The sequence below is a fragment of the Anaerobacillus sp. 1_MG-2023 genome, from assembly GCF_030547345.1.
GTDB classification, from domain to species: Bacteria; Bacillota; Bacilli; order Bacillales; family Guptibacillaceae; genus Guptibacillus; species Guptibacillus hwajinpoensis_B.
In genome coordinates this window covers 219,404-243,493 of the sequence record NZ_JAUORD010000003.1, presented here as the reverse complement: position 1 = coordinate 243,493, position 24,090 = coordinate 219,404, and the positions used below count along the sequence as shown (strand labels likewise).

Here is a 24,090-nt window from a genome sequence, read left to right as displayed (position 1 = left end):
AGTTTAGTAAATTTCTAAACATAAGTAAATAACAAGATTGTTATTGCTATTGATAAGTCTAACTTATCACTACATATTTTCTCCCTTATAGGAAAAATTAGATGAAGGGAGGTGATGAATATGGGTAAGCGAAAAGCAAACGGTGTGCGTCCAGGAATGAATGATGCCGATGCTCAAGGGAACGGCGCAGGCTATGACAATGAATATGCAAACGAGCATATGACACAAGAGCAGCGTCAATATAATAAAAAGACAAAGAAACGCCAATAGGCTTGAAACCCGTCATCAGGTGATGACGGGTTTTCATTATTATTCTTGATTCATTTCTGCTTCAATCGATTGCAAATCCTGCTGAAATTGAAGTAATTGCGCACGCTGATGTTCTGTTGCACTCATTAATGCACTCTCAATCTGCTCTTTCGCTTCACCCACTTCTTGTTGCAAATGCTTCAGGTCTTTACCGTATCCACTACTACTCACCACAATTTCTTTCTTGGCATCAACAGCTTGTTCGTAACCTTGTTGCGCTGCTTGGAAACTCTGTTGTTTGTCTTTATTGTAAGGCATTTAACCAACCTCCTTTTCTTAAGCTTTCATCATAGTGTAACCAGGACAAAGCGTCCTATTCGACAAGAATAAGCACTATCATTTTGACCATACTAAAGCGTAAGGAGGGATTCATATGACTGAGAGCAATACGTTCAAAGACATTCGAAAAAACGCTCCTAAAGGGCATACTGGCCAACCAGAGCCAATGAAAGGCTCCCATAAAGTAAAAAACAGAAACCACACTAGACAAAAGAATGGTGAAGGGTTTTAAATTTCAATTAGAAAAGACGGCCGAAGTGGCCGTCTTTTTATTTTGGTATTTGAATCAAGCATTGCAAAATGTCGTCTTCTTCCTCGATGGTTACCGTCCTTAGGTCAATCAGTATTTTTCCATCTTGAATTCTTGTAATGATTGGTGTGTTACTAAGACGAAGAAATTCTTCTAGTTCATTTACGCTGTATTGATCGGTTTGGAGGGCGATGACATAAGTAGGTAGCTCGACTGAAGGCATTGTACCTCCCCCAACTTGTGAAGTTCCCTCCACTACCTCAATACGATAATGAGACGCTTTTCTTTCAAGTCTTTGCTGAAAGAGTTCTGAGCGCTCTCGAATCTCTTCCGCACTTTTTGTAATGTCTCTTATAGCTGGTATGTTAGCAGCCTCTTCATACATGTGTTGCTGTAACGTTGCCTCAAGCGCAGCAAGCGTGAACTTATCGACGCGCAATACTCGAGCGAGCTGATGCTTCTTCAACCGATTGATCAGATCTTTTCTCCCAGCAATCATTCCTGCCTGTGGTCCACCCAGAAGTTTATCCCCGCTAAAGGAAACGAGGTCAGCACCCGAAGCAAGCGTTTCTTGCACCGTAGGCTCTTCGCCAATCCCATAGTCTCGATAATCAAAAAGCGCCCCACTCCCTAAATCCTCATAAAAAACCACCTGGTTTTTCGTCGCTATGGAGGCTAGCTCTTCTCGTGCTACTTCAGCTGTAAACCCGACGATTGAAAAATTGCTGCGATGTACTTTCATCAGCATAGCCGTTTCTTCGTTGATCGCTGCTTCATAATCAAACGAATGTGTTTTATTTGTCGTCCCTACTTCTTTAAGCTTAGCACCACTTTCCTCCATAATTGATGAAACGCGAAAAGATCCGCCAATTTCAACAAGCTCCCCTCGAGAAACGACCACTTCCTTTTCTTTCGCAAGAGCACTTAATATAAGAAAGACTGCAGCTGCATTGTTATTCACAACCATAGCAGCCTCTGCACCTGTTGCTTTACAAATAGCATCTTCGACGATTGTGTGACGGGATCCGCGCTTTCCTTTCTGCAGATTATATTCAAGTGTCGAATAACTTTTAGCTACGTGAATCAAATGATCAATAGCCAAGTCACTTAAACGCGCTCTGCCAAGATTTGTATGAAGAACGACACCAGTCGCGTTGATCACCGGCTTTAAGTTAAACTCTTTGGAAGATCCAATTTTCGCCATCACGCTCTGCATGATTTCATATTGAAACGCTTCTCTCCCCTCCGAGTCTCCCGTATATGTATCTCTCAACAAAGAGTCCCGCAAGTCATTCACTTCTTGTTGAATCAGGTGTTTTAATACATTGTGAGGTAACTCGCTTCCAACACTTTCATTAAGTAATGCTTCTTGGATTTGATGAATCGGCGGAAGTTCTTTCAATAATTTCAAAACTCTCATCTCCTATAGCGACACGAAAGGCACCCCGGGGGTGCCCATCTAGAACGTTGTATTTTCTATATCTATAATAAATGCTTCGACATCAGGATAGTGACCAGTTTCTTTCTTCGAATGCATTCGCTTGTCATTCACCGTAACTTCAAACACGCCTCCTGAACCAGGGATTAGCTCAAGTGAACCAATTTCGTGTCTGAAATGATTAAATAATTGTTCCGCGAAACTCGCGGCTTTAGGTGCATAGTTTCACTGCATGCAGAATTCGATTGTGACATTATACTTCATTAAAACTGCCTCCTCTTAATTAATTTTAAGTTGTTCATACTATATCATTTCAAATATGCGATGAAAAGATTTATACTCTTGGAAGGAGGTGGTCATATGTCGAGCCAAGAAAAAATCCGTTTAACGTCTCTTTCGACAAAAGGTGGTTGAGGATGCAAAATCGGTCCCGAGGACCTGACGCAAGTTTTGCGTCAATTACCTAACAAGAAAAAAGATCCAAATTTACTTGTCGGTGTGGAAACTTCCGACGATGCAGGCGTATACCGCCTAACTGATGAACTCGCCATGATTCAAACGGTAGACTTCTTTACACCTATCGTTGATGATCCATATATGTTTGGACAAATTGCCGCAGCCAATTCACTCAGTGATGTGTACGCAATGGGCGGAGTACCTAAGACCGTTCTTAACATTGTAGGGTTCCCTATTAAGAATTTAGATCCTTCTATACTTGCAGAAATCTTAAAAGGTGCTGCAGATAAAGTAGATGAATCTGGCGCCGTCACTGCTGGGGGACATTCCATTGATGATCAGGAGCCGAAATTCGGATTATCCGTAACCGGACTTGTCCATCCAGATGAAATTCTAATGAATGTCGGCGCTAAGCCTGGCGACGTTATCGTGCTAACAAAGCCAATTGGTGTGGGAATTCAAACGACTGCAATCAAGCCCGAAAAGCTTACTGCCCAACAGCTTCAGCACGTATCTGAAACGATGGCTGAGCTAAACAAAACAGCAGCAGAACAGCTATCGGGATTATCTCCAAATGCTGTTACGGATGTGACTGGATTTGGTTTACTTGGACACGCTTATGAAATGGCAACTGGTAGCAACGTTAGTATTCAGATTGATTACAACAACGTACCTATATTACCTGGTACGGTCGAGTTAGCGGAGCAAGGCTATATTCCGGGTGGATCAAAAGCCAATCACCGCTGGATAGCTGAATCTGTCAAATACGAAAACCTAACAGAGCTTGAGCAATTCATTTTATGTGATGCGGTAACTTCTGGCGGCCTATTAATTAGCCTGCCTGAGCATGAAGCAAATGAATATGTATCACGTATGAATGGTAAAGGGAAATCAGCTCACATTGTCGGTCATGTAAATGAAAAAGATTCATTTGCGATCACCGCAAGCAAATAAAAAAAGGAAGTTGGGGAGTCCCCAACTTCCTTTTTTACATTTCATACAGCATATCTTCTAACTCCTCAGTGAGCGCTTCAGGTTGATCATCGAAAACAACCCGACCTTCTTTTAAAGCTACAATTCTAGTCGCGTACCTTTTGGCTAGCTTCACATCATGTACATTAATAATCGTTAGCAAGTTGCGTTCTTGATGCAACCGTTGAATAAGCTGAAAAATCCGATTGGCGGTACCAGGATCAAGACTTGCTACAGGCTCATCTCCAAGAAAAACATCGGGAGTTTGAACAAGAGCACGCGCAATCCCTACTCGCTGCCTCTGCCCCCCACTCAGTAAATCCACGCGCTTATTTAGATGAGGAAGCAATTCAACCTGATCAATAACGTCCACCGCTAACTTCTTTTCTTCCTCATTAAACAATCCTGCCAGGTTACGAAAAGTTGAACGAGAACCAAATAATCCGGTATATACGTTTTGCAGAACCGTTAAACGCGGGATGAGCTGATGATGCTGAAAGATCATTCCCATGGTCTTCCTTTTACTTCTAAGTCCCTCTCGATCCAGTTGACGGAACGTACTACCGTTGTATCGAATATCACCCTCAGTTAAAGCCTGGAGGCCATTTAATGTCCTTATGAGTGTCGACTTACCAGAGCCAGTTTTTCCAAGAATACAGACAAACTCACCTTTCTGAAAAGTGAGCGTCACGTCGTCTAGTGCAAAGGTATCAGCATTTCGATAACGCACTGAACCGTTTTCTACCGATAATAACGCTTCTTCACATAACATACTGTCTCACCCTGCTTCCGAGAAAATCGACGACGATGACAATCACCATAATCAACATGACATCAACCGCAACTGTTGAGTATTGAAATGTTTTAAAATGAACAAACAGCTGTTGTCCAATTCCCCCGCCACCGACGAGCCCGAGCATAAGTGACGTTCGGATAGCGACTTCGAAGCGATAGAAGTAATGTGATAAAACGTTTGGCCAGATTTGAGGGAAAACGGAAAAAAGAGCACCTGTAAGTGGACGAGCCCCTACCGCTTTCATCGCTTCCTGAGGGCCTTTATCAGCCGCTTCAATTAACTCTGCAATTAATTTAGAAAGCACGCTTGCATTATGTACAATAATGGCAATTGTTGCAGCAAAAGGCCCAGGCCCTACAACTGTAAGGAACATCAAGCCTAGTACAATTTCTGGAATAGATCGCACAAAACTTAACACAATTCGAACTGCTCCATAGAAGGGCCCAGCCGTGTTTTTTGCTGCCAATAAGCTAACAGGTAGTGCAATAAGCAAACCAGCAAAGCTTCCTAGAAACGCCATGCCTAGCGTCACTAGACTTGCTTTTAGCATGGTCGGAAGCACCGAAGTATTTAGCGGAAACCAATTGGAAAGAAAGTCCAACATGTTGCTAAATTGACTGAATTTCCTTACGTCGAATTCCGTAACCCCAATGCTCCACACCATTAATAGGATAACCCCTATGAAGAGGATAAGATGCTTCCATTTAAACCAGGCCATTTTACTCGTCTAATAACCCTTGTTTGTCAGCAGCGCTTCTAATACTCTCATAATCGTCATTGCTAGCCTTCGTAAATCCGGACGCACCAAATGCATTTAAAATCGTTTCATCTTCAATCGATAAAAATGCGTTCTGAAGCTTATCAATCGTCTCATCATCCGTACCTTTTGAAACAGCCCACGGATATTGGAATAGCTTTTCTGACTCCCAAATGACTTTTAATTGATCTCCATCAATTTTTCCTGACTCAAGAAGCTGATTGTAAATAGCACTATCAATCGCACCAGCGTCAACCTGTTTGTTTTGAACAGACAAAGCCGTTGCATCATGTGAACCGGTGTACGCTACCGAAGCAAAGTCGTTCTTGTCTTGATCCTCAAAAACTCCTCTGTCTTGAAGCTCGATTGATGGAATGAGGGATCCTGAAGTAGAATTCGGATCACCAAACGCAAAGCTTCTTGCTTCACTATCTTCAAGGTAGTCTTCTAACGTATCCCACTCGTTCTCAGCATTTGTGATGATATAAGAATGATAGAACGGCTCACCGTCAATTAGCTGTGTAACAATAGCTTTTGCACCACTCTTCTCATGAGCAATCACGTAAGTAAGCGGGCCAAAATAGGCCATATCGATTTGATCATAATTCATCGCTTCTACAACACCGTTATAATCAGGAAACGTTGTGATTTCAACTTCTTGATCTAACTTCTCGGAAAGTTCAACTTGAAGTTTCGTCATCGCTTCTTCAATCTCACCTTCCGTTTGAACAGGAATAACCCCAATTGTAAAAGCCTTATCTTCTGACTCACTGTTTTTCTCTTCTGAAGCATTTTCGCTATTATTTGAGCTACATGCGGCAAGTATTCCTAGCATAAGCACCAGAGTAAACATCATAAATCTCTTCATTTTTTCCACTCCTCAGCATCGATCTATTTCTCTAATCTCCAATATCTTTCTTGGTCTTTTCTTATTGTATAGCTCTCTTCATCAAGTCGCTCAAGAATCGGCACTAGATATTTACGGCTAACATTCAGAATGTCTTTAGCCTGTTGTAGAGTGAAGGATTTATCAGTGCCTTCCTTTAAATCTCGCACAATGCGACTCCAATTTTCTTTGTGAACATATAAGTCATCTGTTAATTTCACCGCGATTTCCTCTTCTAATAAGAAATTCTTCAATTCAGCGTGATGGGAATCTGGAATTTGTTGATCCTCGATCAAGCGATCGATCGGCGAAACATTCACACCCTGTTCAAGTAACTTCTTTAACACCTGGGTCATACGTGTTTTCCAGGCATCAGGCATCATGGGTTCAAAACCAGTCATTGATAGAAATGGCCCTGTTTGCATCATACCTTCCTTCAGCTCTGTTTGAAGGGCAACTTCAATTACTTTTTTAGGGTAAGTTTTTTTCAAATCTTGAACGACCTCCGCTTTGCGTGGTCCTTTCCGCATCGGAAAGTGATTATGATAGCCCTGTACAAAGTTGTGAATAGCTTCAACGATCCGTGTTAAAACGTCGTTAGATGTAACGCCATTTTGGACACCTACAATTTCCGGATCGTCAATAAGCTGTTGAAAGGATTTTTCATTTAAACCAATTTGTTGCACCACTTGTTCCTTTGATAATAGGTGCTCTTGTTCAAGAATCTGAACAAGCTGTTCGACTGGCGTTCCTTTCACCATCTGCTCAAACTTCGCAATTGTCTCTGAGCCAAATTTGTATTTTTCTCCCGCTACATTTAAGATGCTTCCTCCACCAATCGTCTCAACCGGGGAAGGGCGTCTAAGGATGACGCGGTCTCCTTTCTTTGCTGTCACGGGATCATGTAACCGAAGCTGACAAAATAGATCTTCTCGGTCTCCAGGCTCAAGAATGTTCCGATCAAAATACACAATCGTTCCACGTACTTCAGCGGTTCCGATATGAACCGTTACTTCTGATCGCTGTTTCAAATCATAGGACATCGTGAGTGCTTTGGTGAATGAAAGGTCGATAGTAGTTGAAACGGCATAGTGATTAGAATTAACAATCACCTGTCCTCTCGTCAATTCTTGCTTATTAGGTCCTGCTAGATTAACTGCTACCCTCTGGCCAGCAAAAGCCCTCTCCACTTTCTGACTGTGTGTCTGGACTTGTCTTACTCTAGCAGCTACACGGTCTGGCAACAGTGTAACGAGTTCTCCTTCTTGAATTTCCCCATCAAAGATCGTGCCTCTCGCAATTGTCCCGTGACCTTGTAGCGTGAAAATCTGATCAATCGGTAACCTTAGCGCTCCTCCTTTATTTCTCGAAGGAACATCCTTAAGAAAGATACGAATACTTTCTTTCAACTCCTCAATACCTCGCCCACTCTTGCCATCGACGAAATGAAGTGGTGATCCTTCAAATCCGGTGCCCTTTATGTATTCAAGAATATCTTCCTTAACAAGATGAAGCATTTCATCGTCTACCATGTCTGTTTTAGTAATCGCAATAATCGATCGTTCAATCCCCAGCAACGATAAAATCTCCAAATGCTCCCTCGTCTGAGGCATAACCCCTTCATCCGCAGCTACAACTGGAACAACAAGATCTATCCCTGCAACTCCCGCGATCATTTGACGTATGAATCGTTCATGACCCGGAACATCAATAATTGATACCTTCATGGCATCCGATAAATGAAAAGGAGCAAAACCTGGTTCTATTGAAATGTTTCGTTCTTTCTCCTCTTTCAAACGATCTGTATCGATCCCTGTTAACGCTGCTGTCAACGTTGTCTTTCCATGGTCAATGTGTCCAGCTAGACCAATTGTATAATAGTTCACTTTCACACCCGCCAATCAACTGTCATCATTTATTAACCTTAATAAATGTTGTAACAGGATGCAAATTTAAACCATTGCTTTCTTAAAATCACCGCTACATTCTCCATTCACTAATGTATATATATTCACCCATGTATAGTTAAAGAGTTATGCACAGCTATCCACAGATAAAACTGTTACACCGACTTTTCACTACTGTACCATTCAAGCATCTGTTATAGTTCGTTATAGAAAACTGTTCCATTTGAACATTTTGTCGAAAGCACGAATAACGGAAAAAGATACGCTTTTTGTCGATTCATCTGATTTCGCACTATTGATCTATACTTCCGAGATTATTTAGACCTATTTCGACAAATACCATTGATGGAAATCTACAAAAACACCTTTAAGTAAAACTTTACTGAGTGTTTTACTTAAAGTTTTCTTAAAATAATCTTATTGAGCACATGTGTTGAATAAATCATTTTTTTACGTTACTATATTAACGTAATACTAATGATATGGGGCTGGTTGTACGTCTGGTGAGTGCCACGGTCTTCAAAACCGCCTGGGAGGCGCGTGCCGTCTTCGGTGGGTTCGATTCCCACACAGTCCCGCCATTTTTTATACTTTGATCATTTGCAAGATAACGGCCGCTCCTTCAATTGGCGCATCTTCGGTCAAAAGTATTAAGATCCCCTCATCTACTTTATAATTCATTTCAGGTTGCAGTACCGCATTTATAAATAAATTCATGAAGGAAACGTCTTTACACGATAAAATTTGATGATTACCATACCCCTTTACGGCGTCTTTGTCTGTAAAGTTTTTTTGATATCCATTTGCAATAGCAATGTATTCGTAAACTCGCACTTTCGCCGGAAGCTTCGCTCTGAATGGTTTCGAATTTATAGTAGGTAGCATAATTTTAGGATTGTTATAGCGATCGCTTCTCCTCTTATTTATCACTAGAACCCCTCCTCTCTTTACACAACGCACAATTTTTTAATAATGAATAAAACAAATGTTTGTCCCCTTACATAATATTGTTAAGAGCATATTATACAACGACAGGAGGTGAACGAATGGCCTTACAAATCATGAAAATTATAGCTAACGTGACGACTACTGTTGCGACAACTCCTGATACCCAACGTTTTTTCTACAACACAACTAGCTTGATTACTGGCGCAACCACCCTAACAATCGATGCGGCAGATTTCTTTGATGATACAGGAGCAGCGGTAACAACTTTGCCTTCACTAAATACAGACAATAGCTACTTTAACGTATATGTAAATGGTGTCTTACAAATGCAGGACCTCTCAACTTATACACCAGGAGCTACAGGTGTCGGAGAGTTAGCATTCGATGTTCCTACTGCTACATCCCTATTATTAAACACCCCTATCGTCGTCGAATTAGTCAACTTCACACCTTCATCATCCTCTACGATTGAAACGTAACTCCCCTACCCTCTTGATTAAAAAGCGCTTTCGGCGTATAATGTGACCGTATTCATACAGTTTATATTATGATGCCATGAGGTGAGCGCGTTGGCAGGATGGTTTCAATGGTTTATCGTTGGATGGACAGTGATCTTAATTTCACTAATTGCAATTGGTGGATTTTTTATGTTTCGGAAGTTTCTAAAGCGCCTTCCAAAAGAAGATGGCAAATCAACTCTTGACTGGCAAGAGCACTACATTGAACAAACGAAGCATATGTGGAGCAATGATCAAAAAAAGTTATTAGACGAACTAGTCGCACCTGTGCCTGAATTGTTTCGAGATATTGCTAAGTATAAGATTGCTGGAACAATTGGCGAGCTTGCGTTAAAAGAACAAGCAAAAGATATGTCTCAAGACTTAATAATTAGAGGGTATATTATCGCTACTCCGAAACGAGATCACAAATGGCTCGTGAAAAAATTAAATGAAAAGCGAATTGATATGAGCCCCTATCATCATTTGCTTCAATAAAAAAACTCGTTTAGCAGATGCTAAACGAGTTTTTTTAAAGTAATGTTTGATGAAGTCGACCACTGTGTCCTCGGCTTCGTTCCGTTTTCTTAAATTGATAATACATCGAAATTCTCCATGGAACGATCATACCAAATGCTAATACGAAGAAAAGCGAGCTTGTTTGAAGCACAGGGATTGACTCCCCAATAATTAGTTTAAAAACGATTCTTACTAGAAGTAAGCCGATCAAGATAAACGCAAAAGCTTTTGAACGTGTCAAATAAATTTGATTATCTTTAATCTCAAACTTAGACGTCCGAATCAATAACAACGAAAAAGCCGCTCCAACTGATAGCGCTTCAATCGCTTCGTACCACGGAACCCTTGCATCCGGAACAACGAACATCAAAAAACCAGTTGCCATAAAAAAGGGCGGAAGTATTATTTTCCTTATCGTTGCAGGTTTCTTTGAAGCTTTTAACCTGATTACTACCATCGCAAGAGCCATCATAGCTCCAACAACTGTACTTAAAATCAGCATATACTCATCCCTCACCTATACCGTACTACCCATCATTTCCATTGTATGTGGAAGAGACAAAAAATACAAGCGCATGAAAAAAAGAACGGTGCGCAACCGTTCTTTTCACATTAACCATTTACTTTAGAAAGTTCTTCTTCGCCTTCATCTGCCGCGATGCTTAAAATAATCGTCATCGTAACACCGACAACCGTAAAATAAACACCTAGATCAAATAACATTGCTGTCGCGAGGTGAGAATGACCGAGAATCGGAAGCTCAAAGTACGCGTCTGTCTGACTCAAGAACGGTTGTCCAAAAAGAAAGGAACCGACACCAGTGAGAACAGCAATCAGAAGACCGATCGGAATAAAGTTCTTAAAATCAATGCGGATGACCTTATTCATGGTTTTAAAGCCATAAGAGATATAAAGAAGCACCAGAGCGCCCGCCGTCATAAGTCCTCCGATGAAACCTCCACCAGGTGCATTATGACCAGCGAAGAATAAGTATATTGAAAATCCTAGAATAATAAAGACGATAATCGTAGTCGTCGTTTTAAGTATAAGGTCATTTGTCCCCTTCACACTTCTACACCCTTTCTTTATTAAAATCCTTGAAATCCACCAAACAGGTTATTTACAAGGAACGATGTAAACATTGTCATAAAGTTAAAGTAAAGCAAGATTCCCATTACAATCATTAAGTACCCGCCAGCCTTCATGATGAACCGGCTATTTTTCTTAATCCAGTGCATTCGTCCGATAAAAAAGGACAGAATGAAAAATGGAACAGAAAAACCAAGCGTATAAGCTACCATATACATGAAGCCAGCTCCAGGATTTGAAACACCCATCGCAATAACCGCAGCTAAAATCGGCCCTGTACAAGGTGTCCAACCTGCCGCAAAACCCATCCCAATTAAAATCGATCCAACAAAGCCAGATGGGCGATTTCGAATTTTTAACCTGCGATCTTTCATTAGAAAGTTCGGCGTCCAAAAACCTACTACTACAAGTCCAAATACCACAATCAAAATGGCGCCAACTTGACGAAGAAGCTCTTTGTACTGAATAAATAAATTTCCAACGAGCGATGTTGACATCCCTAATACGAGGAAAATAATTGAAAACCCTATTAAAAAGAAGATCGTATGAAGAATTGCCCTTTTCTGCATCATCCCTCGTTCTTCTTTCAGGTCGTCAACGGATACCCCAGTGATATAAGAAATAAACGCTGGATAAAGCGGTAGCACACACGGTGAGATGAACGATAAAAAGCCGGCTCCGAACGCTAAAAACAAGTTCAAATCTGCCATTAAATTACTCCCTGTCTAATGCATGATCTTATCATGTGCATGTCGTTACCATTTCAACCTCTATTGTAAACGATTTATCTTATTCAAACTATGAACATTCCATAACTATTTTTCTTCAGAGAAAAATTCTTCAAGCGTAACGCCCGCTTCATGAACATCAGAAGCCGCTTCCTTGCCCACATAGCGAACGTGCCATGGCTCATACTGATAGCCAGTGATATCTTCTTTTCCTTTTAAGTAACGAACAACAAAGCCATATTCATGCGCATGCTCTGCTACCCACTTACCTTCTGGCGTATTGCCAAATTCTTCGGTAAGAGAGCTCCCTAGAGAAGGCGTGCTAATATCCATCGTTAATCCCGTCTGATGTTCACTCTGCCCCGCCTGAGCACTAACCTGGTTTGCCACTTCTTCTCCACGCTGTTCAGCATTATAAGCAAAAATAGCTTCCTGTCGCTCATAGGAGCGGTAGCCAGAGACAGCTTTTAATTCAAATCCATCTTTCTTTGCACCGGCAAACATTTTTTCAAGCGCTGTAGCCGCTTCCTTGACCATTAGCCTTTTAGGGTCATCTTTTGGTGCGTACGAAGAAACATCCGGTTCCACAAGATTTTGGGGCACAAAGTCAGAAGGTAGATTTCGCTCTTTGTTTGCCACAACATAAATACTGTCTGGATTCGTTACAGTTAAATTCTCTCCATTTTTCTCAACGGTTTCAGCCATCGTTGGATACGCTTCTGATTTATCCTTCTTGGCCTCATCGCTTTGATCGCTTTCTTGCTCTTCTTTCTTGCTGCTATCATTTTGCTTGTTATTGTTTTGGTTTCCATCATTATTTTCTGAACTATTCGAGGAGCCGTTATTCGTCTGTCCATCATTCTGCGACTGATTCTCTGTCTGGTTAGACGTTTGCTCTCCATCTCCTGCCTGGCATCCGGCTAAAAGCGCGAACGAAAGGCCAGTTGCTACTACTAAGTTTTTCATTGTCATGTGAACACTTCCTGATTTTTTATAGTCTAATCTATCATACCATCACACCAATTAGACCCGTCAACCAAAATTACTCCATACAAAAAGCACTCTGTTACCAGAGTGCTCAATAAGCTATTTATCGTTGTTTGTCATTTGACTATTCATAGCCTTCATCATCTGATTAATCTTCTTCTGAGAAGGTTTTTGCCCCATTTGCATCATCATTACACGAAGCATATTTTCATTAATAGGGGGATTCTTCTTTAAATAGTCCATCATATATTTGCGGGCAATAAAAAAGCCAAGTGCTACTCCAGCAATCAACGCTAGCACGCCCACAAGCGTGTACATCCACCACATTCTAGATTTCCTCCTTATTCTTTCTCTTCCAATAGTGTACTACAACCCTTAATGATTATACAATAACGTCTATTAAAATAGTAGGAGTTTATTCAAACTAGTTTCTGTTGTTTAATTGGGTTAAGCCACCCGTATCGACCGGATTGGAAGTCAATCGCAAAGAACGAAGGAGTTAATTTTCGTATCACTTCAAAAAAGACTGTTTCAGCCTCGTTTGATCCGCTAGCATATATATTTATCTTCTCGCTTCTAACAAATAAAGATGCATCGCTTTTAGATTGTTTAATACACAATCGATGCCCTTCATTTTTAAATTCATACGTGCGAAAGCCACCCAATTCATTGACTAAACAGGTATTTAGTTCTTCTTCTTCCACAGGCTCTGTAATAAAGGCTACCTGTTTTTCTAGAAGCTCTTTCTGATCAGCCTGAATAGCCCGCTTCCTTTCGAGGAAAAGTTGATACAACAGATGCTCCTTACCAGCATATTGTTCTGCAATCTGCTGCTTAACGAAATACATTTCGTAATGCCTCATATAACTCCCCCCTACCCAAGAATCGACTCATATAAAAGAAAGTATAAATGAGTTCTCATAAAATGATTGTCTATACATGGAGGCTAGGCTTCACTAGTTTTGTCGAAATTAAAAAGACCTGTACTATAACATATATGTTATAGTACAGGTCTTTAGAATGCTATGCCATACTCGGCAGGTCACAAAGAACACCGCCGGATCTCTCATCATAATCAAGCTTCATTCGATCAACAAACCATTGATCGTCCGGTCGAACGAAGTACGTAACTCCTCCAATTTCTTGCTTATAATCATCATATGAAGGCTTATCAGACATGACCCCAAGAGAAAAACCTCCGCTGTCTCCACTCCCTGCGTAGCGTACGAATAACCTTAAGCAATCACCGTTACCAAGTTCCATCTCATTTTTGTAAAACTCAGCTGCAGAATCAGTTACAACAAACATCATATCCGCCCTCTCCGTTTTGTATTAGTACATCTTGTTATAGTACAGTATAACGAATATTCGAAAAATTGCAACCATAAAAATAGCCTAATTTTGCTTTTCGCAAAATTAGGCTATTTTCTACTGAAGAAAGCGACGGTTTTTCTTGCTTTCCTTAAGCTTTTCAGGTGTTACATCTGTACCTTCTTCATCTACAACTTTTATAGAATGAAGTTGGTTTTTGAAAGAAGAACGGAAATTTGCTAAATATTCCTTACGTAGCTTTTTCTGTTCTTTTTTCTCATCTTCTGTTAATGATGATTCTTTTGCTTTACGAGATAGCTCGTTAATTCTTTGGAGTTTATCTTCAAAAGGCATGTAAAATAGCTCCTTTACTGAAACTTGTATCTCACATGCTAACGCATGTTTTGAACATAGACAAGTTTAGTGCTTCTCGTTCTGCTCGTCAACATATTCCTGATAACGTCTATGTACCGTTGCTTTCGAAGCGTGATGTCCAAATCCTTTTAGCGTTGCAGCTATCTCATTAAACGTAAGACCACGGTTTCGTAGATTAACAATTTCTTCGATTGGAACTTCCACCCGCTCACGCCCACCTTGATTTTGCTGGCTGAGGTTTCGCTGCGGTCGATAGCCTTCTTTAACCGCCTTGTCCATTCCACGTTTAATTTTCAGATTATGAAGCTTGCGCTGAAATTCTTCAACGATACTAACGATCTCAAGAACCATCGAATCAGATTCCGACAATTGAAGTTCTCCGTTTTGATTCACTGTATAAATCGTCCCTCCATATTTATGGACGGCATGTAGAAGAGCGATCTTTGCATTCCCTCTCCCAAGTCTCGTTTCATCTTGAATGAGCAATGCCTCAACATGCCCCTCTTTCAATAAGTCAAGCACCTCGAGTATGCCATCGCGATCAATGTCATACCCGCTGTGCTTTTCTTCAATCAAGCGCTGTATAATAAAACCTGACTGTGATGCAAATCGTTGTAGTTCTTCTTTTTGCCTGGCAAGAGAAGACTCCTGTGCTTCTTTCTTTGTGCTTACCCGACAATAAATAACGGCGTTCATACTTTATTCTTTACCCCCAAGTGCGGTAGCGTTCGCTTCAACAGGGATGATGAGAGTATCTCCTGCTGTAATTCGGTTTGCATCAATGCTATTCACTTCTTCAACCCAGCTGACGAACTTCCGATCAGACAACTCATGTGCAGTACGGAATTCTTCCGCAATTTCTAAAACAGTATCTCCCTGCTCCAATTGTACCGTTGTGTAACGATCATACTCCTCAGCTGCAGCTGTTCGCAAAGATAAAAACACAATAATTAACACAGCTACAAAAGATATAATGACAAGAAAATCAACTCCAGACAAGCCCCCAGCTTGCTTTCTCATCCCAATCACCCCATATGCGAATATTTGTTCTGTTTTTAGTATATCAGAACCTCTGTTCGTGTCAACTAATTTCTTCGAACTTATGTTTGTATGCGAACAAAAATTCTGGTATACTACTAACAAATAGATAGATTGGAACGAGGTGCCAGATATTATGAAACTATCAAAGCGTCAGCAGGACATTCTGGACTTTATTAAAGTCGAAGTTAAGCAAAAGGGTTATCCACCCTCTGTAAGAGAAATTGGCGAAGCTGTTGGACTCGCTTCAAGCTCCACTGTCCATGGCCACCTGGCAAGACTCGAGAAAAAAGGGTATATCAGACGAGACCCAACAAAACCAAGAGCTATCGAAGTGCTTGGTCTTGATGAAACAATCGATATTCCTCGTCAACACACTGTAAACGTTCCCGTCATTGGTAAAGTAACTGCTGGTCAACCGATCACTGCCATTGAAAATGTAGAAGAATACTTCCCGCTTCCAGAGCAGTTTGCACAGGATGAAGAGCATACTTTTATTCTTGTGATTGAAGGGGATAGTATGATCGAAGCTGGTATTTATAACGGTGATATGGTCATTGTGAAGCAACAACCAACTGCAAATAACGGTGATATTGTTGTCGCGATGACAGATGAAGCTGAAGCAACTGTTAAACGATTCTTTAAAGAAAGCAACTACTTCCGACTTCAACCGGAAAACTCATCGATGGAACCGATCATTCTTGATTCCGTTTCTATTCTCGGTAAAGTAATTGGGGTCTTTCGCTCCATTCACTAGAAGCGCTGCGTGCGCTTCTTTTTTTATGTTATATAAGCTTTCTGGGCTATATCAATACGAGCTTCTTCTCTTCTTTTATTTATTAATCCCTCCGTCTGGGTAAATGATCGCAGTTTGAAGAGCATAGGGGTGTAGCTTTACATTACAACCAACCTCACCGACCTACTTTTAACTCTTACAGGCTATACAAAACCGCCCTTCATTTAAATGAAGAGCGGTTTTGTATACTTCTAACATTATTCTTAAACGGTTACTTTTCAGCAGCCTCTGAAGCCGCTATAACTAATTCAACTGTTTGATCTACTGTCGCCTGACGGAACTTTTGGAACTCATCAGTGATATAAACGGAAGGATCTTCAGGATAGTACTCCTGAGCGGCTACGTGAAGGTGTCCACCCGGAATATCATAAGCTCCTATCCCAATTCGCACACGATTGGATCGGTACTGACTTTCATTCGATAAGTAGCTTCCGCCTCCTCCTTTACGAGCTTTTGATCCTTCAGTCGGACCCCCTTCATGGCATTCATACGGTTTATCACGATATTCTGGTGCGAGCCATTCGCATACTTCATCGCCTCTTTCCACCGGCCATGGTCCAGTATTGGCTGCAATCATTTCCTTGTAAGGAAGCGTTGTTTCAATAAATTCCGGCAGTTTTTCAGGCATCGGCCAATTGCTCACTGTCGGAATAACTTCTGAGCGATCTTCAAGAGTGTTTCCAACCCCTGTGCGCCATCTCCCGGCAAACCCTTCGATGGTCATAGCTTTTGGACCCCCTTGACTGATTGTCATCATGAGATCCACCTGCTCTTTACTATTAACCAGGTAAGGTCCAAATGTATCTTCAACGATTCCTTCATCAAAATCATCCCATCGTACCGGAAAATTCGCTGCTTGAATAAAAGCTGGACCTTCTTCCGTCAAAACGACTTTCCCATCCATCTGAAGCGCTGCAGCGCCAGAAGGGTTTGATCTCCTAAATTCCTGTTCTAAACGGTATGGATCAAATCCGCTTACTAAAACGCGCTTAACTTTCTCCCCTTTTGGAAAATCAATAGAAGTAATTCCCCTTGACGTGTACTCTAGTTTCTTCATCAGTTCTTCTTGCTTTTTCTCCGTTACTGTATATGATGGTTCCCATTGCCTGAGGGCAGCAGTCATATGTAATCGAGTCCAATATAGCGGGCGATCATCATAACGATCTAGTTCCCCTAAATCATTTCCTTCTCCCTGAGCTCGAGCAACAGCCGTATCCCACAGCTTCTCACCATGCTTTTCGATCACTTTCTCTGCTTTTTTTACACTTTTCGCTTTGCACAAATCTTCTTTAAATTCATCTGCAAAAACTGTAAACTCCGCCTTATCCATAATTTGCTGTGGGATAGGGGCGCCGTCTTCCATTCGCTGCTCCTCTGGTGTTAGCGCCGCATCAGTGTTAAAGCAATCACCTTTGGCACTTCCAGTTAACGGTGAGAAACCGAAAGTTAACATCCCTACAAGAAAAAGCGCAATCCCATATTTCCATTCCCTAGATTTCATATTTCTGTTTTCCTCCCCTTCTAGTTGAACTATCTTCTATTGTAGAGATGGGAGGTTGCATTTTTCAAACTATTACAAGTATTCTGATCAAAAATGAATCATTCGAAGTGGATCATGTATGGATAACATACTTATATTATAGAAAACCGTGACGTTTTCTCTGCATCTTTCGACATATAGATAAGCTTAGCTATCATTTAATGAACTTCATTTAGTTTAAATGTAATCTCATATAGCGGCGATCAATCGGTTGATCCGAATAAAAGCCTGTCCCGCCTATTTATTCACTTGCGCCAGAAAGTTGAACAGTCTGCCTTATCATGAATATTGAATTCGATCATTTTTTTAAGTAATGAAAAATCAACTGAACTACCCCACGGAATACGCATTAGTTGTTTAGTGTGGTCATAGCCAGCAAGTTTCATTTCTTCAGAAAAATGAACAATTCCATTCTTTTCAGGGGCAACAGCCAAATGATGTTTTGCTACGCTAAAGGCAATAATAAATGTTCCGTGATCTGTAAACATTGGCTGATTCCAGGCAATTTTCGGCACCAGGTTTGGAAATTCATTTTGTACCCAGGTCAAAACTTGTTCCGTTCGCTCTCGGTGCTGCAGGTTCTCTATCTTTGCTAAATATTCTTCAAATACATCCATTTTTAGTCCTCCTATAAAACAAGCAAATGTAGTGATGTACCATATCTTACTGAGATAGTACCATTACAACTCGCTATTCATCACTACTATATCACCTATCATTTGTAGTTTACCCTCTTCAAAAATAATTCCATCGCCGTCATTCGCTGCATAAACAGTTGTTCCTGTTCTCTTAACATACTCCCAAACTTTACTTTTATAATCTGAACTCCAGCGATTGTAGTGAGGTAAAAACTCGAAACCGACAAGACCCAAAGTTTGGTACAACGCCTCGCTAGTTGTTTCTGTAAACATCTGAAATAGCTTTGTAGATCTACCGAGTTGAACCGCTCCTCCGCTCACCCCAACAAGAATTCCTCCGCGATTATAGAAATCTAAAAGAACGTGAATCATATGCCGATGTTTAAGAGCCTTACTAAATTCCAGCGGATTACCTGCTGAGAGATGAATTATATCTGAACTCAATAATCCCTCTATTTTCGTAGGTTCAAATTCACTGTATAAATCGAAAAACATGATATTCTCGATTCCATAGTTTCGATAATAATTCACTTTAGTACCGAAATAATTCTTTTCTTCATCCTCCGTTGAAGGTATGTAGCTAATCTTTTTGTTTCCCCCACTAAACAATAATTCATCTAATCTTCGGTTGCCGGGTGTTTCATTTACTTGATCGCTATAAAAGTATAACTTTCCCATTAATACACCTCATTCATACCCCTATACGATAAAGTATTTTGAAATTCTGTTCGTTTATTAACTCTCACGATATTCATTCCATTCTTTCGAGAGAAGACTGTACAGAATAGTGTCATGAAAGTGATCGTACAAATATTCAGCGTCTTTTATGATTCCATCTGGTTTAAAACCAAGACGTCTAGGGATTCCCTGACTTTTTTCATTCTCTATCCCGCACTGTATTTCAATTCGATTCAAATTGTATTCTTCAAATGCCTGAACAATTAGTTCATTAACGGCAGCTGTCATAATCCCCTTACCCTGGAACTTATCAGATAGCCAATAGCCAATACTCGTTTTCTTGTTAGACCAATCGATGCCATGGAATCCAACCATGCCTGCTAATCTTCCATTGTGCACAATACCTGCTTGAAATCCATCATGTGAAGAAAACTGCTTTAGCCACATTTCAATCACTGGCAAATAATCCTCTTCTTCTTTCATATTGTCTACCCAGGGCAGCCATTCCCTTAAATAATCTCTCGAATGGTCAACCAATGCAAATAGCTCTTGCGCATCTTCGTTTTGAAGTAACTTTAAGGAGACCTCTTCATTCACTTTTAACCTAAACATACGATACCCCACCTTTTTTTCATAAATATATGGAAATCTAACCACTTCCAATTATTTCAAAATATTTAGAAAAATGCCATCTTTTATTTATTCTATTTCTAAAAAATATTTCTATCTAGCAATCAGTTAGTTTACAGTCACTGATAGGGGTAGTAAATCTCTATAACATAAAAAAAGGATGCTGAGCATAAATACAGCATCCTTTCACTAACAGCAACACCCACCGTCATCCCCGCAACACCGCTGACAAGCTGTTGTAATCACTGAATTACTAGTCGCAACTTTACCACAGCTATACGTAAGAGTTGCTTCATTAATAATAAAACACTTGCTACCAACACGTATTTTATAGCTGATCACACGTGAATCTCCTGCTGGAATTGGATCTAAAGAGAAGCCCACCGCCGGGTCTAGTCCCGGTTGGGTAACGCCGTCTATCTTCACCGTATCTGGAATAAACTCTGAACCATCAGAAAGTAGATCCTCAAAAAAAGCATTGTCAGCTTCTACTACGCCATCGTTTGTTATTGTAACGGTGTATGTTAAAACGTCTCCAGCGTACGAGATTGTTTTACTCACTTCTTTATCCAATTCTAGGTCTGCTTCCCCAAAGTCAATCTGGACGCCTAGCGCATTAGGCATATAAAGATCACCTGTGGAACTAAATCGAAATAACGCAGATGCTTGATTATTTGGTAAGTAGTTGGTCGCATCAACATTGCTAATGTCCCATCCCTGTCTTCCCGCCAATATGTTTGTCCCAGGAGTACCAGGGTTTTGATTTCGATCACCGTAAGAGCCAGTCGTATCTAAATTTCCTGAATCATCTGTTATTTGTGAACCAAAGAAGTTTCCTGCCGGGTTACGAGGCCCTGACAAATTCGTTAGCGATAAGGCGTCTTCACCGAATTCCGCCTGGTCCCCACTAATATTCGCGTCACCTTCTTGTGCACTCAAGAGCACTCTTGCATCTACGTCACCACTCGGAGGAGTTAAAAAACCCGTTATCGGGACGTCAATCGGGTTACCGTTACTTACTTGTCCATCTGCTCCAACATAAAGATTCATATTACGGTTATTTAATGCTGTGTTTTCATAAACAACTGCTAACGTCCACCCCGCATGGTTAACAAAACCTGTTGAATCAACAATTGCTGGCACGCTTCCAGCACTGAACGTTCCTGCTCCAGCAGATTGCACTAGCGTTGTAACATCTGCTGATCGCATATAAAAACCGTTAAATTCATTTGCTGTGATAGGATCAGGTGTAATCGGGGTGTCACTTACGAGCGGAGTAGAAAATAAAATGTCATCATCTATTAATGCCGACAGGTCTTCATCATTACTTATATATAATCCTCCCCAAATCAATTCAGCATAGAGCACCGTACTTCCCACAGGTAGAACGAGAACAGCTTGAGATTCATTTTCCGTGTAGTCTGTCGTTGTACCAGCTGATCCTATGATCGCTGGTGGAGGAAAGGCATCGACAGTTGAAGCACTATCAAGCGTAATGAAGGCACCAATTGTACCATCTGTTCCTGCCGTATTTGGTGTATTACTAATTCCACTAAGCCCAAGGGTATTTCCTGTAAATGTAATTGCTCCACAATTATTAACTGAAAATCGATTTATAAAAGCCATAATCAGTTATCCTTTCTAACAATATAGTAGGCTCGAAACATGATAAATTAAATTTTTCATCTACTTCAAGTTACCCTTTGTTTAATATTTCCTTATATATTGTATGCATTGCGTTAGGACAGGGTGTACATATTCGACTAGTTTGAAAATACATTGTTCAATTACCTTTTTCTACGATAACGCCAAGTTCCGGAACAGTTACATTAAGTTATTGCAAACTATCAGAGACATTTTGCTTTTCTGGAATTTGATAGAAGATCTTCCTTGTGAATTTTGTCTTATTTCTCTTTCTTAACTTCAATTGATCATACAATAATATATGAAGATCATGAACAAGATGAAACGGGTTACTTTTATGAAAAAATCAAAAAACCTTTAAACTCGATCATACGAATTCAAAGGGGTTTTAATAATATATAATAATTTTAGTTTATGGCTTTGTTAAAGCTGTCACTAAAAATGCCATTTGAACCTATTTCAAAATATTAATGAGTCATCTAATTCAAACAAGCGGCTGTTTCTACTAAACTTTTTATGGTGTAACGAGACAAATAACTACTTAGTACATTGAGTTATATGAAGATGACGAGGTGGATGGAATGGTACAGAAGGAAGTTCAAGACCTGTTAAACAGGTTGATTCTAATCGAACACATTTCTACAACGTTGTACCTAGCAATGTCAGCGTATATGGATCAAAAAAATATCACTAATTCCTACCGTCAGGCCTATAACTATATTAAAAAAATCGACCCGCAAACAACAGTTATTGTACAGGAATTCTTACGAGAACAAATTGATGAAGAAGCACAAACGCTTACGATCGTAGAGAGGTTAAAGTTAGCAGATGATAATACATCCGCTCTTCTCTTATTTAATCAAGAGCTTGCACAAAGGCAAGCTGGATAATAATAAAGTCCCGCTGATCATAATAATCAACGGGCTTCCTTTTTCCATATGTAATGAAGCAACGATACAAACTTGCCGTTCAATAAGACTTCATCTTGATCCGTATAAGCATATGTAAAACCATTTTTCGCAAGTACTTTCTGTGAGGCGACATTATCTTGAGTTGTTCTAGCTACTATGCATTGAATGACTTCGAGATTGGTTGTCTTTTCTAATAAAAGCTTGAGCGCTCTAGTTGCTATTCCATTGCCGGTATAACCTTCACCAATTCTATAACCAAGCTCGGCGCAATTGTTGATGGAACTGAAGTCTAAATTAATTCTTCCTAAGATCGTACCATTTTCATCTTTTATAAGATAAAAGGTCGATAAACAGAGAGATTGTTCAGTTACTAATTGTACGAGCTTGTCGTTAAACGTCTCAAATTTATAATAATCTTCTCCACGATCTGGGACCATCTTATTGAAATAAACTCTGTTTGCGACTTCAAAGTGAAACAATGATTCCGCATCACTTTCTTGAAGTTTATGTATTTTAACTTCCATCATGTTCTCCCCCACGCTAAATCATTCATAGTAGAACTTTACCTATCGTGAATCAATCCATGTAACAATCAAAATCCCTACAAGGACTTAAGCAGTTTAATGTCTTCAGGCCTATTGAAGAGTGAGTGACGGTAGATATAAACAAGCATCGATAGCATCATCGCCGCTAACAACGCAATCCGAACAACCATCGTTTACACAATTTCAGTCAAAACAACAGATTAAGTGTTGTTTTCGGTTTTCAAGGTGTACTTAGTGAAATAAGCACCGAGTAAGAGAAAAACCATCATCGCAACCCAGTTAATCATTCCCATGAAATCAAACCAGGAAGCTAAAAGGTTCACGATTGCAATGAGAAAGAGAAACACTGGCGTTAAAGCACTCTTTATACCGGTCAACCCAGCCGCTTTTCTTTTCCGTAAAACAATAAATGTAGCTACAATTAAGGCTGTAACCGTGATAATTGTTAAGATAACAGGTGTCATTTGTCCCCTCCTCCTTTTTAACGTGGTGACGCTTTACGTAATTTTGGTGTGAGCAGTTTCAATATAATAAATCCTTTTTATCCTTACCGTTGATTTTAACATATTATTCCACACTCAATTCCAACTACAAGTATAAATGTTACGTATCTATTAAGTTTAAATCCCTTCTGTATTCATTAGTACAACTCTCCAGCCATCAGGATCTTCAATCGTTATCCCTTTCTCTTTCCAATACACATTTTCAGGTTCTACTTCCCTATGCCCCATTTGATTAAGTCTTTTTGCTACGCTCTTCAGCTCTTCTCCATTTGGAATATAGAAAACGATCAAGTTATCAGCAGTAGGAGCAGGGCAAGGGCTACCTTCTTCATGTGACGTGAACTCTAGCTGATAAGATAGATGAGGTAAACCATATACCACTCCCGTATATCCTGCGTGTCCAGTAAATTCAGCCACTCGCTGCAAGCCTAATCCATGTTCATAAAACTGAATAACCTTATCAAATTGATCGGTCGGCCTAGCTATTCGAACTTGCACTGCGTTAAAATCTTGAAATTTCATCGTCGTTCCCTCCAATTACCATATATAAGCAGGTTACTTCAACAATCTAATTGTTACATACGTATATTTTAAGCTTTCTCCAGCATCATTGCGCTAGAACAATGAATGAACTTCTCTACGACTTTAGGATGATATGAGGAA

32 protein-coding genes, 1 tRNA gene and 1 pseudogene are annotated in these 24,090 nt (G+C 40.2%); 8 read left to right on the top strand and 26 right to left on the bottom strand.

Going from position 1 to position 24,090, the window contains the following annotated elements; genetic code table 11:
* Window positions 1-120: 120 nt before the first annotated feature.
* Window positions 121-270, top strand: a complete 150-nt coding sequence (gene sspO / locus Q4550_RS07585) for a small acid-soluble spore protein O (RefSeq protein ID WP_194221514.1) — start codon at window positions 121-123, stop codon at window positions 268-270.
* A gap of 39 nt (window positions 271-309) precedes the next feature.
* On the opposite strand, the gene Q4550_RS07580 is transcribed toward sspO, so the two are convergent.
* Window positions 310-567, bottom strand: a complete 258-nt coding sequence (locus Q4550_RS07580) for a hypothetical protein (RefSeq protein ID WP_194221513.1) — start codon at window positions 565-567, stop codon at window positions 310-312.
* A gap of 115 nt (window positions 568-682) precedes the next feature.
* Here Q4550_RS07580 and Q4550_RS07575 point away from each other — a divergent pair, with 115 nt between their 5' ends.
* The gene (locus Q4550_RS07575) at window positions 683-820 is read left to right on the top strand and encodes a small acid-soluble spore protein P (RefSeq protein WP_098443510.1); all 138 of its coding nucleotides are present in this window, start codon (window positions 683-685) and stop codon (window positions 818-820) included.
* Window positions 821-857: 37 nt separating this feature from the next.
* Here Q4550_RS07575 and selA read toward each other — a convergent pair whose 3' ends face one another.
* Window positions 858-2,258 (bottom strand): L-seryl-tRNA(Sec) selenium transferase, encoded by a 1,401-nt coding sequence (selA, locus tag Q4550_RS07570; RefSeq protein WP_303531416.1) that lies wholly within the window; start codon window positions 2,256-2,258, stop codon window positions 858-860.
* Window positions 2,259-2,297: 39 nt separating this feature from the next.
* Window positions 2,298-2,489, bottom strand: a pseudogene (locus Q4550_RS07565) (Rdx family protein); the annotation flags it as partial.
* A gap of 147 nt (window positions 2,490-2,636) precedes the next feature.
* On the opposite strand from Q4550_RS07565, the gene selD reads away from it, so the two are divergent.
* A complete protein-coding gene (selD, locus tag Q4550_RS07560; RefSeq protein WP_303531413.1) occupies window positions 2,637-3,686 on the top strand; it encodes a selenide, water dikinase SelD in 1,050 nt (349 codons plus the stop codon).
* 34 nt (window positions 3,687-3,720) lie between these two features.
* Here the strand turns inward: selD and phnC are convergent, their stop codons facing one another.
* From phnC to selB, 4 genes are read right to left on the bottom strand one after another with little or no spacing between them, the layout of a single operon-like run.
* Window positions 3,721-4,476, bottom strand: a complete 756-nt coding sequence (phnC, locus tag Q4550_RS07555; RefSeq protein ID WP_303531412.1) for a phosphonate ABC transporter ATP-binding protein — start codon at window positions 4,474-4,476, stop codon at window positions 3,721-3,723.
* Window positions 4,466-5,164: a phosphonate ABC transporter, permease protein PhnE gene (phnE, locus tag Q4550_RS07550; RefSeq protein WP_303531409.1), complete on the bottom strand. Its 699-nt coding sequence runs from the start codon at window positions 5,162-5,164 to the stop codon at window positions 4,466-4,468. The genes phnC and phnE overlap by 11 nt, the downstream gene beginning before the upstream one ends.
* A 55-nt stretch (window positions 5,165-5,219) precedes the next feature.
* Window positions 5,220-6,125, bottom strand: coding sequence for a phosphate/phosphite/phosphonate ABC transporter substrate-binding protein (phnD, locus tag Q4550_RS07545; RefSeq protein ID WP_303531406.1), 906 nt, complete (start codon window positions 6,123-6,125; stop codon window positions 5,220-5,222).
* Between the two features lie 23 nt (window positions 6,126-6,148).
* Window positions 6,149-8,029: a selenocysteine-specific translation elongation factor gene (selB, locus tag Q4550_RS07540; RefSeq protein WP_303531402.1), complete on the bottom strand. Its 1,881-nt coding sequence runs from the start codon at window positions 8,027-8,029 to the stop codon at window positions 6,149-6,151.
* A 505-nt stretch (window positions 8,030-8,534) separates the two neighbouring features.
* Between selB and Q4550_RS07535 the strand changes: the two genes are divergently transcribed.
* A tRNA-Sec gene (locus Q4550_RS07535) sits at window positions 8,535-8,631 on the top strand.
* 4 nt (window positions 8,632-8,635) lie between these two features.
* On the opposite strand, the gene Q4550_RS07530 is transcribed toward Q4550_RS07535, so the two are convergent.
* Window positions 8,636-8,980 carry a DUF4183 domain-containing protein gene (locus Q4550_RS07530; RefSeq protein ID WP_303531400.1) on the bottom strand — a complete coding sequence of 115 codons (345 nt, stop codon included), beginning with the start codon at window positions 8,978-8,980 and terminating at the stop codon, window positions 8,636-8,638.
* A 116-nt stretch (window positions 8,981-9,096) separates the two neighbouring features.
* Between Q4550_RS07530 and Q4550_RS07525 the strand changes: the two genes are divergently transcribed.
* Entirely contained in the window at window positions 9,097-9,477 is a 381-nt protein-coding gene (locus Q4550_RS07525; RefSeq protein ID WP_303531398.1) for a DUF4183 domain-containing protein, read from the top strand.
* A 90-nt stretch (window positions 9,478-9,567) separates the two neighbouring features.
* The gene (locus Q4550_RS07520) at window positions 9,568-9,993 is read left to right on the top strand and encodes a DUF2621 domain-containing protein (RefSeq protein WP_303531395.1); all 426 of its coding nucleotides are present in this window, start codon (window positions 9,568-9,570) and stop codon (window positions 9,991-9,993) included.
* 34 nt (window positions 9,994-10,027) lie between these two features.
* Here the strand turns inward: Q4550_RS07520 and Q4550_RS07515 are convergent, their stop codons facing one another.
* The 10 genes from Q4550_RS07515 to yneA form a co-directional block, all read right to left on the bottom strand.
* Entirely contained in the window at window positions 10,028-10,516 is a 489-nt protein-coding gene (locus tag Q4550_RS07515; RefSeq protein WP_303531393.1) for a CcdC family protein, read from the bottom strand.
* Between the two features lie 110 nt (window positions 10,517-10,626).
* Window positions 10,627-11,082 carry a Na(+)/H(+) antiporter subunit B gene (locus Q4550_RS07510; protein WP_194221504.1) on the bottom strand — a complete coding sequence of 152 codons (456 nt, stop codon included), beginning with the start codon at window positions 11,080-11,082 and terminating at the stop codon, window positions 10,627-10,629.
* Between the two features lie 20 nt (window positions 11,083-11,102).
* Window positions 11,103-11,813 carry a cytochrome c biogenesis protein CcdA gene (locus Q4550_RS07505; RefSeq protein WP_303531390.1) on the bottom strand — a complete coding sequence of 237 codons (711 nt, stop codon included), beginning with the start codon at window positions 11,811-11,813 and terminating at the stop codon, window positions 11,103-11,105.
* Window positions 11,814-11,918: 105 nt separating this feature from the next.
* The gene (locus tag Q4550_RS07500; protein WP_303531388.1) at window positions 11,919-12,803 is read right to left on the bottom strand and encodes a M15 family metallopeptidase; all 885 of its coding nucleotides are present in this window, start codon (window positions 12,801-12,803) and stop codon (window positions 11,919-11,921) included.
* A 114-nt stretch (window positions 12,804-12,917) separates the two neighbouring features.
* Complete coding sequence (locus Q4550_RS07495) at window positions 12,918-13,145, bottom strand: YneF family protein (RefSeq protein WP_098443499.1); 228 nt, start codon at window positions 13,143-13,145, stop codon at window positions 12,918-12,920.
* A 92-nt stretch (window positions 13,146-13,237) separates the two neighbouring features.
* A complete protein-coding gene (gene sirA / locus Q4550_RS07490) occupies window positions 13,238-13,681 on the bottom strand; it encodes a sporulation inhibitor of replication protein SirA (protein ID WP_303531386.1) in 444 nt (147 codons plus the stop codon).
* Window positions 13,682-13,841: 160 nt separating this feature from the next.
* Complete coding sequence (locus tag Q4550_RS07485) at window positions 13,842-14,129, bottom strand: HesB/YadR/YfhF family protein (protein WP_194221500.1); 288 nt, start codon at window positions 14,127-14,129, stop codon at window positions 13,842-13,844.
* 117 nt (window positions 14,130-14,246) lie between these two features.
* Window positions 14,247-14,483 carry a DUF896 domain-containing protein gene (locus tag Q4550_RS07480; RefSeq protein WP_194221499.1) on the bottom strand — a complete coding sequence of 79 codons (237 nt, stop codon included), beginning with the start codon at window positions 14,481-14,483 and terminating at the stop codon, window positions 14,247-14,249.
* 66 nt (window positions 14,484-14,549) lie between these two features.
* On the bottom strand, window positions 14,550-15,200 hold the full coding sequence (locus Q4550_RS07475) for a YneB family resolvase-like protein (protein WP_303531383.1): 651 nt from the start codon (window positions 15,198-15,200) through the stop codon (window positions 14,550-14,552).
* 3 nt (window positions 15,201-15,203) lie between these two features.
* On the bottom strand, window positions 15,204-15,524 hold the full coding sequence (gene yneA / locus Q4550_RS07470) for a cell division suppressor protein YneA (protein WP_303531380.1): 321 nt from the start codon (window positions 15,522-15,524) through the stop codon (window positions 15,204-15,206).
* Window positions 15,525-15,675: 151 nt separating this feature from the next.
* Here yneA and lexA point away from each other — a divergent pair, with 151 nt between their 5' ends.
* Complete coding sequence (lexA, locus tag Q4550_RS07465) at window positions 15,676-16,299, top strand: transcriptional repressor LexA (RefSeq protein ID WP_194222291.1); 624 nt, start codon at window positions 15,676-15,678, stop codon at window positions 16,297-16,299.
* A gap of 250 nt (window positions 16,300-16,549) precedes the next feature.
* Here lexA and Q4550_RS07460 read toward each other — a convergent pair whose 3' ends face one another.
* The 5 genes from Q4550_RS07460 to Q4550_RS07440 all read right to left on the bottom strand — a co-directional run bounded on the left by Q4550_RS07460 (window position 16,550) and on the right by Q4550_RS07440 (window position 21,450).
* Window positions 16,550-17,839, bottom strand: a complete 1,290-nt coding sequence (locus Q4550_RS07460; protein WP_303531377.1) for a hypothetical protein — start codon at window positions 17,837-17,839, stop codon at window positions 16,550-16,552.
* A 284-nt stretch (window positions 17,840-18,123) separates the two neighbouring features.
* The gene (locus Q4550_RS07455; RefSeq protein WP_303531375.1) at window positions 18,124-18,495 is read right to left on the bottom strand and encodes an iron chaperone; all 372 of its coding nucleotides are present in this window, start codon (window positions 18,493-18,495) and stop codon (window positions 18,124-18,126) included.
* Window positions 18,496-18,558: 63 nt separating this feature from the next.
* Window positions 18,559-19,194 carry a Type 1 glutamine amidotransferase-like domain-containing protein gene (locus tag Q4550_RS07450; RefSeq protein ID WP_303531374.1) on the bottom strand — a complete coding sequence of 212 codons (636 nt, stop codon included), beginning with the start codon at window positions 19,192-19,194 and terminating at the stop codon, window positions 18,559-18,561.
* Between the two features lie 57 nt (window positions 19,195-19,251).
* A complete protein-coding gene (locus Q4550_RS07445; RefSeq protein ID WP_303531373.1) occupies window positions 19,252-19,806 on the bottom strand; it encodes a GNAT family N-acetyltransferase in 555 nt (184 codons plus the stop codon).
* A gap of 207 nt (window positions 19,807-20,013) precedes the next feature.
* Window positions 20,014-21,450, bottom strand: a complete 1,437-nt coding sequence (locus Q4550_RS07440) for a DUF11 domain-containing protein (protein ID WP_303531371.1) — start codon at window positions 21,448-21,450, stop codon at window positions 20,014-20,016.
* Between the two features lie 599 nt (window positions 21,451-22,049).
* Here Q4550_RS07440 and Q4550_RS07435 point away from each other — a divergent pair.
* A complete protein-coding gene (locus Q4550_RS07435; RefSeq protein WP_303531369.1) occupies window positions 22,050-22,358 on the top strand; it encodes a ferritin family protein in 309 nt (102 codons plus the stop codon).
* A gap of 26 nt (window positions 22,359-22,384) precedes the next feature.
* On the opposite strand, the gene Q4550_RS07430 is transcribed toward Q4550_RS07435, so the two are convergent.
* The 3 genes from Q4550_RS07430 to Q4550_RS07420 form a co-directional block, all read right to left on the bottom strand.
* Entirely contained in the window at window positions 22,385-22,903 is a 519-nt protein-coding gene (locus Q4550_RS07430) for a GNAT family N-acetyltransferase (protein WP_303531368.1), read from the bottom strand.
* Window positions 22,904-23,124: 221 nt separating this feature from the next.
* Entirely contained in the window at window positions 23,125-23,388 is a 264-nt protein-coding gene (locus Q4550_RS07425; RefSeq protein WP_303531366.1) for a hypothetical protein, read from the bottom strand.
* Between the two features lie 156 nt (window positions 23,389-23,544).
* On the bottom strand, window positions 23,545-23,949 hold the full coding sequence (locus tag Q4550_RS07420; protein ID WP_303531364.1) for a VOC family protein: 405 nt from the start codon (window positions 23,947-23,949) through the stop codon (window positions 23,545-23,547).
* Window positions 23,950-24,090 lie beyond the last annotated feature (141 nt).

Bases quoted from the DNA above. Each gene is read 5' to 3' on its own strand.
- Q4550_RS07435 (WP_303531369.1), top strand. From the start codon at position 22,050: ATGGTACAGAAGGAAGTTCAAGACCTGTTAAACAGGTTGATTCTAATC.
- Q4550_RS07580 (WP_194221513.1), bottom strand. From the start codon at position 567: ATGCCTTACAATAAAGACAAACAACAGAGTTTCCAAGCAGCGCAACAA.
- Q4550_RS07450 (WP_303531374.1), bottom strand. From the start codon at position 19,194: ATGGGAAAGTTATACTTTTATAGCGATCAAGTAAATGAAACACCCGGC.
- Q4550_RS07455 (WP_303531375.1), bottom strand. From the start codon at position 18,495: ATGGATGTATTTGAAGAATATTTAGCAAAGATAGAGAACCTGCAGCAC.
- phnE (WP_303531409.1), bottom strand. From the start codon at position 5,164: ATGGTGTGGAGCATTGGGGTTACGGAATTCGACGTAAGGAAATTCAGT.
- Q4550_RS07525 (WP_303531398.1), top strand. From the start codon at position 9,097: ATGGCCTTACAAATCATGAAAATTATAGCTAACGTGACGACTACTGTT.
- Q4550_RS07425 (WP_303531366.1), bottom strand. From the start codon at position 23,388: ATGACACCTGTTATCTTAACAATTATCACGGTTACAGCCTTAATTGTA.
- Q4550_RS07500 (WP_303531388.1), bottom strand. From the start codon at position 12,803: ATGACAATGAAAAACTTAGTAGTAGCAACTGGCCTTTCGTTCGCGCTT.
- Q4550_RS07480 (WP_194221499.1), bottom strand. From the start codon at position 14,483: ATGCCTTTTGAAGATAAACTCCAAAGAATTAACGAGCTATCTCGTAAA.
- Q4550_RS07475 (WP_303531383.1), bottom strand. From the start codon at position 15,200: ATGAACGCCGTTATTTATTGTCGGGTAAGCACAAAGAAAGAAGCACAG.
- Q4550_RS07505 (WP_303531390.1), bottom strand. From the start codon at position 11,813: ATGGCAGATTTGAACTTGTTTTTAGCGTTCGGAGCCGGCTTTTTATCG.
- Q4550_RS07495 (WP_098443499.1), bottom strand. From the start codon at position 13,145: ATGTGGTGGATGTACACGCTTGTGGGCGTGCTAGCGTTGATTGCTGGA.
- Q4550_RS07445 (WP_303531373.1), bottom strand. From the start codon at position 19,806: ATGTTTAGGTTAAAAGTGAATGAAGAGGTCTCCTTAAAGTTACTTCAA.
- sirA (WP_303531386.1), bottom strand. From the start codon at position 13,681: ATGAGGCATTACGAAATGTATTTCGTTAAGCAGCAGATTGCAGAACAA.
- Q4550_RS07460 (WP_303531377.1), bottom strand. From the start codon at position 17,839: ATGAAATCTAGGGAATGGAAATATGGGATTGCGCTTTTTCTTGTAGGG.
- Q4550_RS07515 (WP_303531393.1), bottom strand. From the start codon at position 10,516: ATGCTGATTTTAAGTACAGTTGTTGGAGCTATGATGGCTCTTGCGATG.
- phnD (WP_303531406.1), bottom strand. From the start codon at position 6,125: ATGAAGAGATTTATGATGTTTACTCTGGTGCTTATGCTAGGAATACTT.
- Q4550_RS07485 (WP_194221500.1), bottom strand. From the start codon at position 14,129: ATGATGTTTGTTGTAACTGATTCTGCAGCTGAGTTTTACAAAAATGAG.
- Q4550_RS07575 (WP_098443510.1), top strand. From the start codon at position 683: ATGACTGAGAGCAATACGTTCAAAGACATTCGAAAAAACGCTCCTAAA.
- Q4550_RS07420 (WP_303531364.1), bottom strand. From the start codon at position 23,949: ATGAAATTTCAAGATTTTAACGCAGTGCAAGTTCGAATAGCTAGGCCG.
- Q4550_RS07430 (WP_303531368.1), bottom strand. From the start codon at position 22,903: ATGGAAGTTAAAATACATAAACTTCAAGAAAGTGATGCGGAATCATTG.
- sspO (WP_194221514.1), top strand. From the start codon at position 121: ATGGGTAAGCGAAAAGCAAACGGTGTGCGTCCAGGAATGAATGATGCC.
- phnC (WP_303531412.1), bottom strand. From the start codon at position 4,476: ATGTTATGTGAAGAAGCGTTATTATCGGTAGAAAACGGTTCAGTGCGT.
- Q4550_RS07440 (WP_303531371.1), bottom strand. From the start codon at position 21,450: ATGGCTTTTATAAATCGATTTTCAGTTAATAATTGTGGAGCAATTACA.
- yneA (WP_303531380.1), bottom strand. From the start codon at position 15,524: ATGAGAAAGCAAGCTGGGGGCTTGTCTGGAGTTGATTTTCTTGTCATT.
- selA (WP_303531416.1), bottom strand. From the start codon at position 2,258: ATGAGAGTTTTGAAATTATTGAAAGAACTTCCGCCGATTCATCAAATC.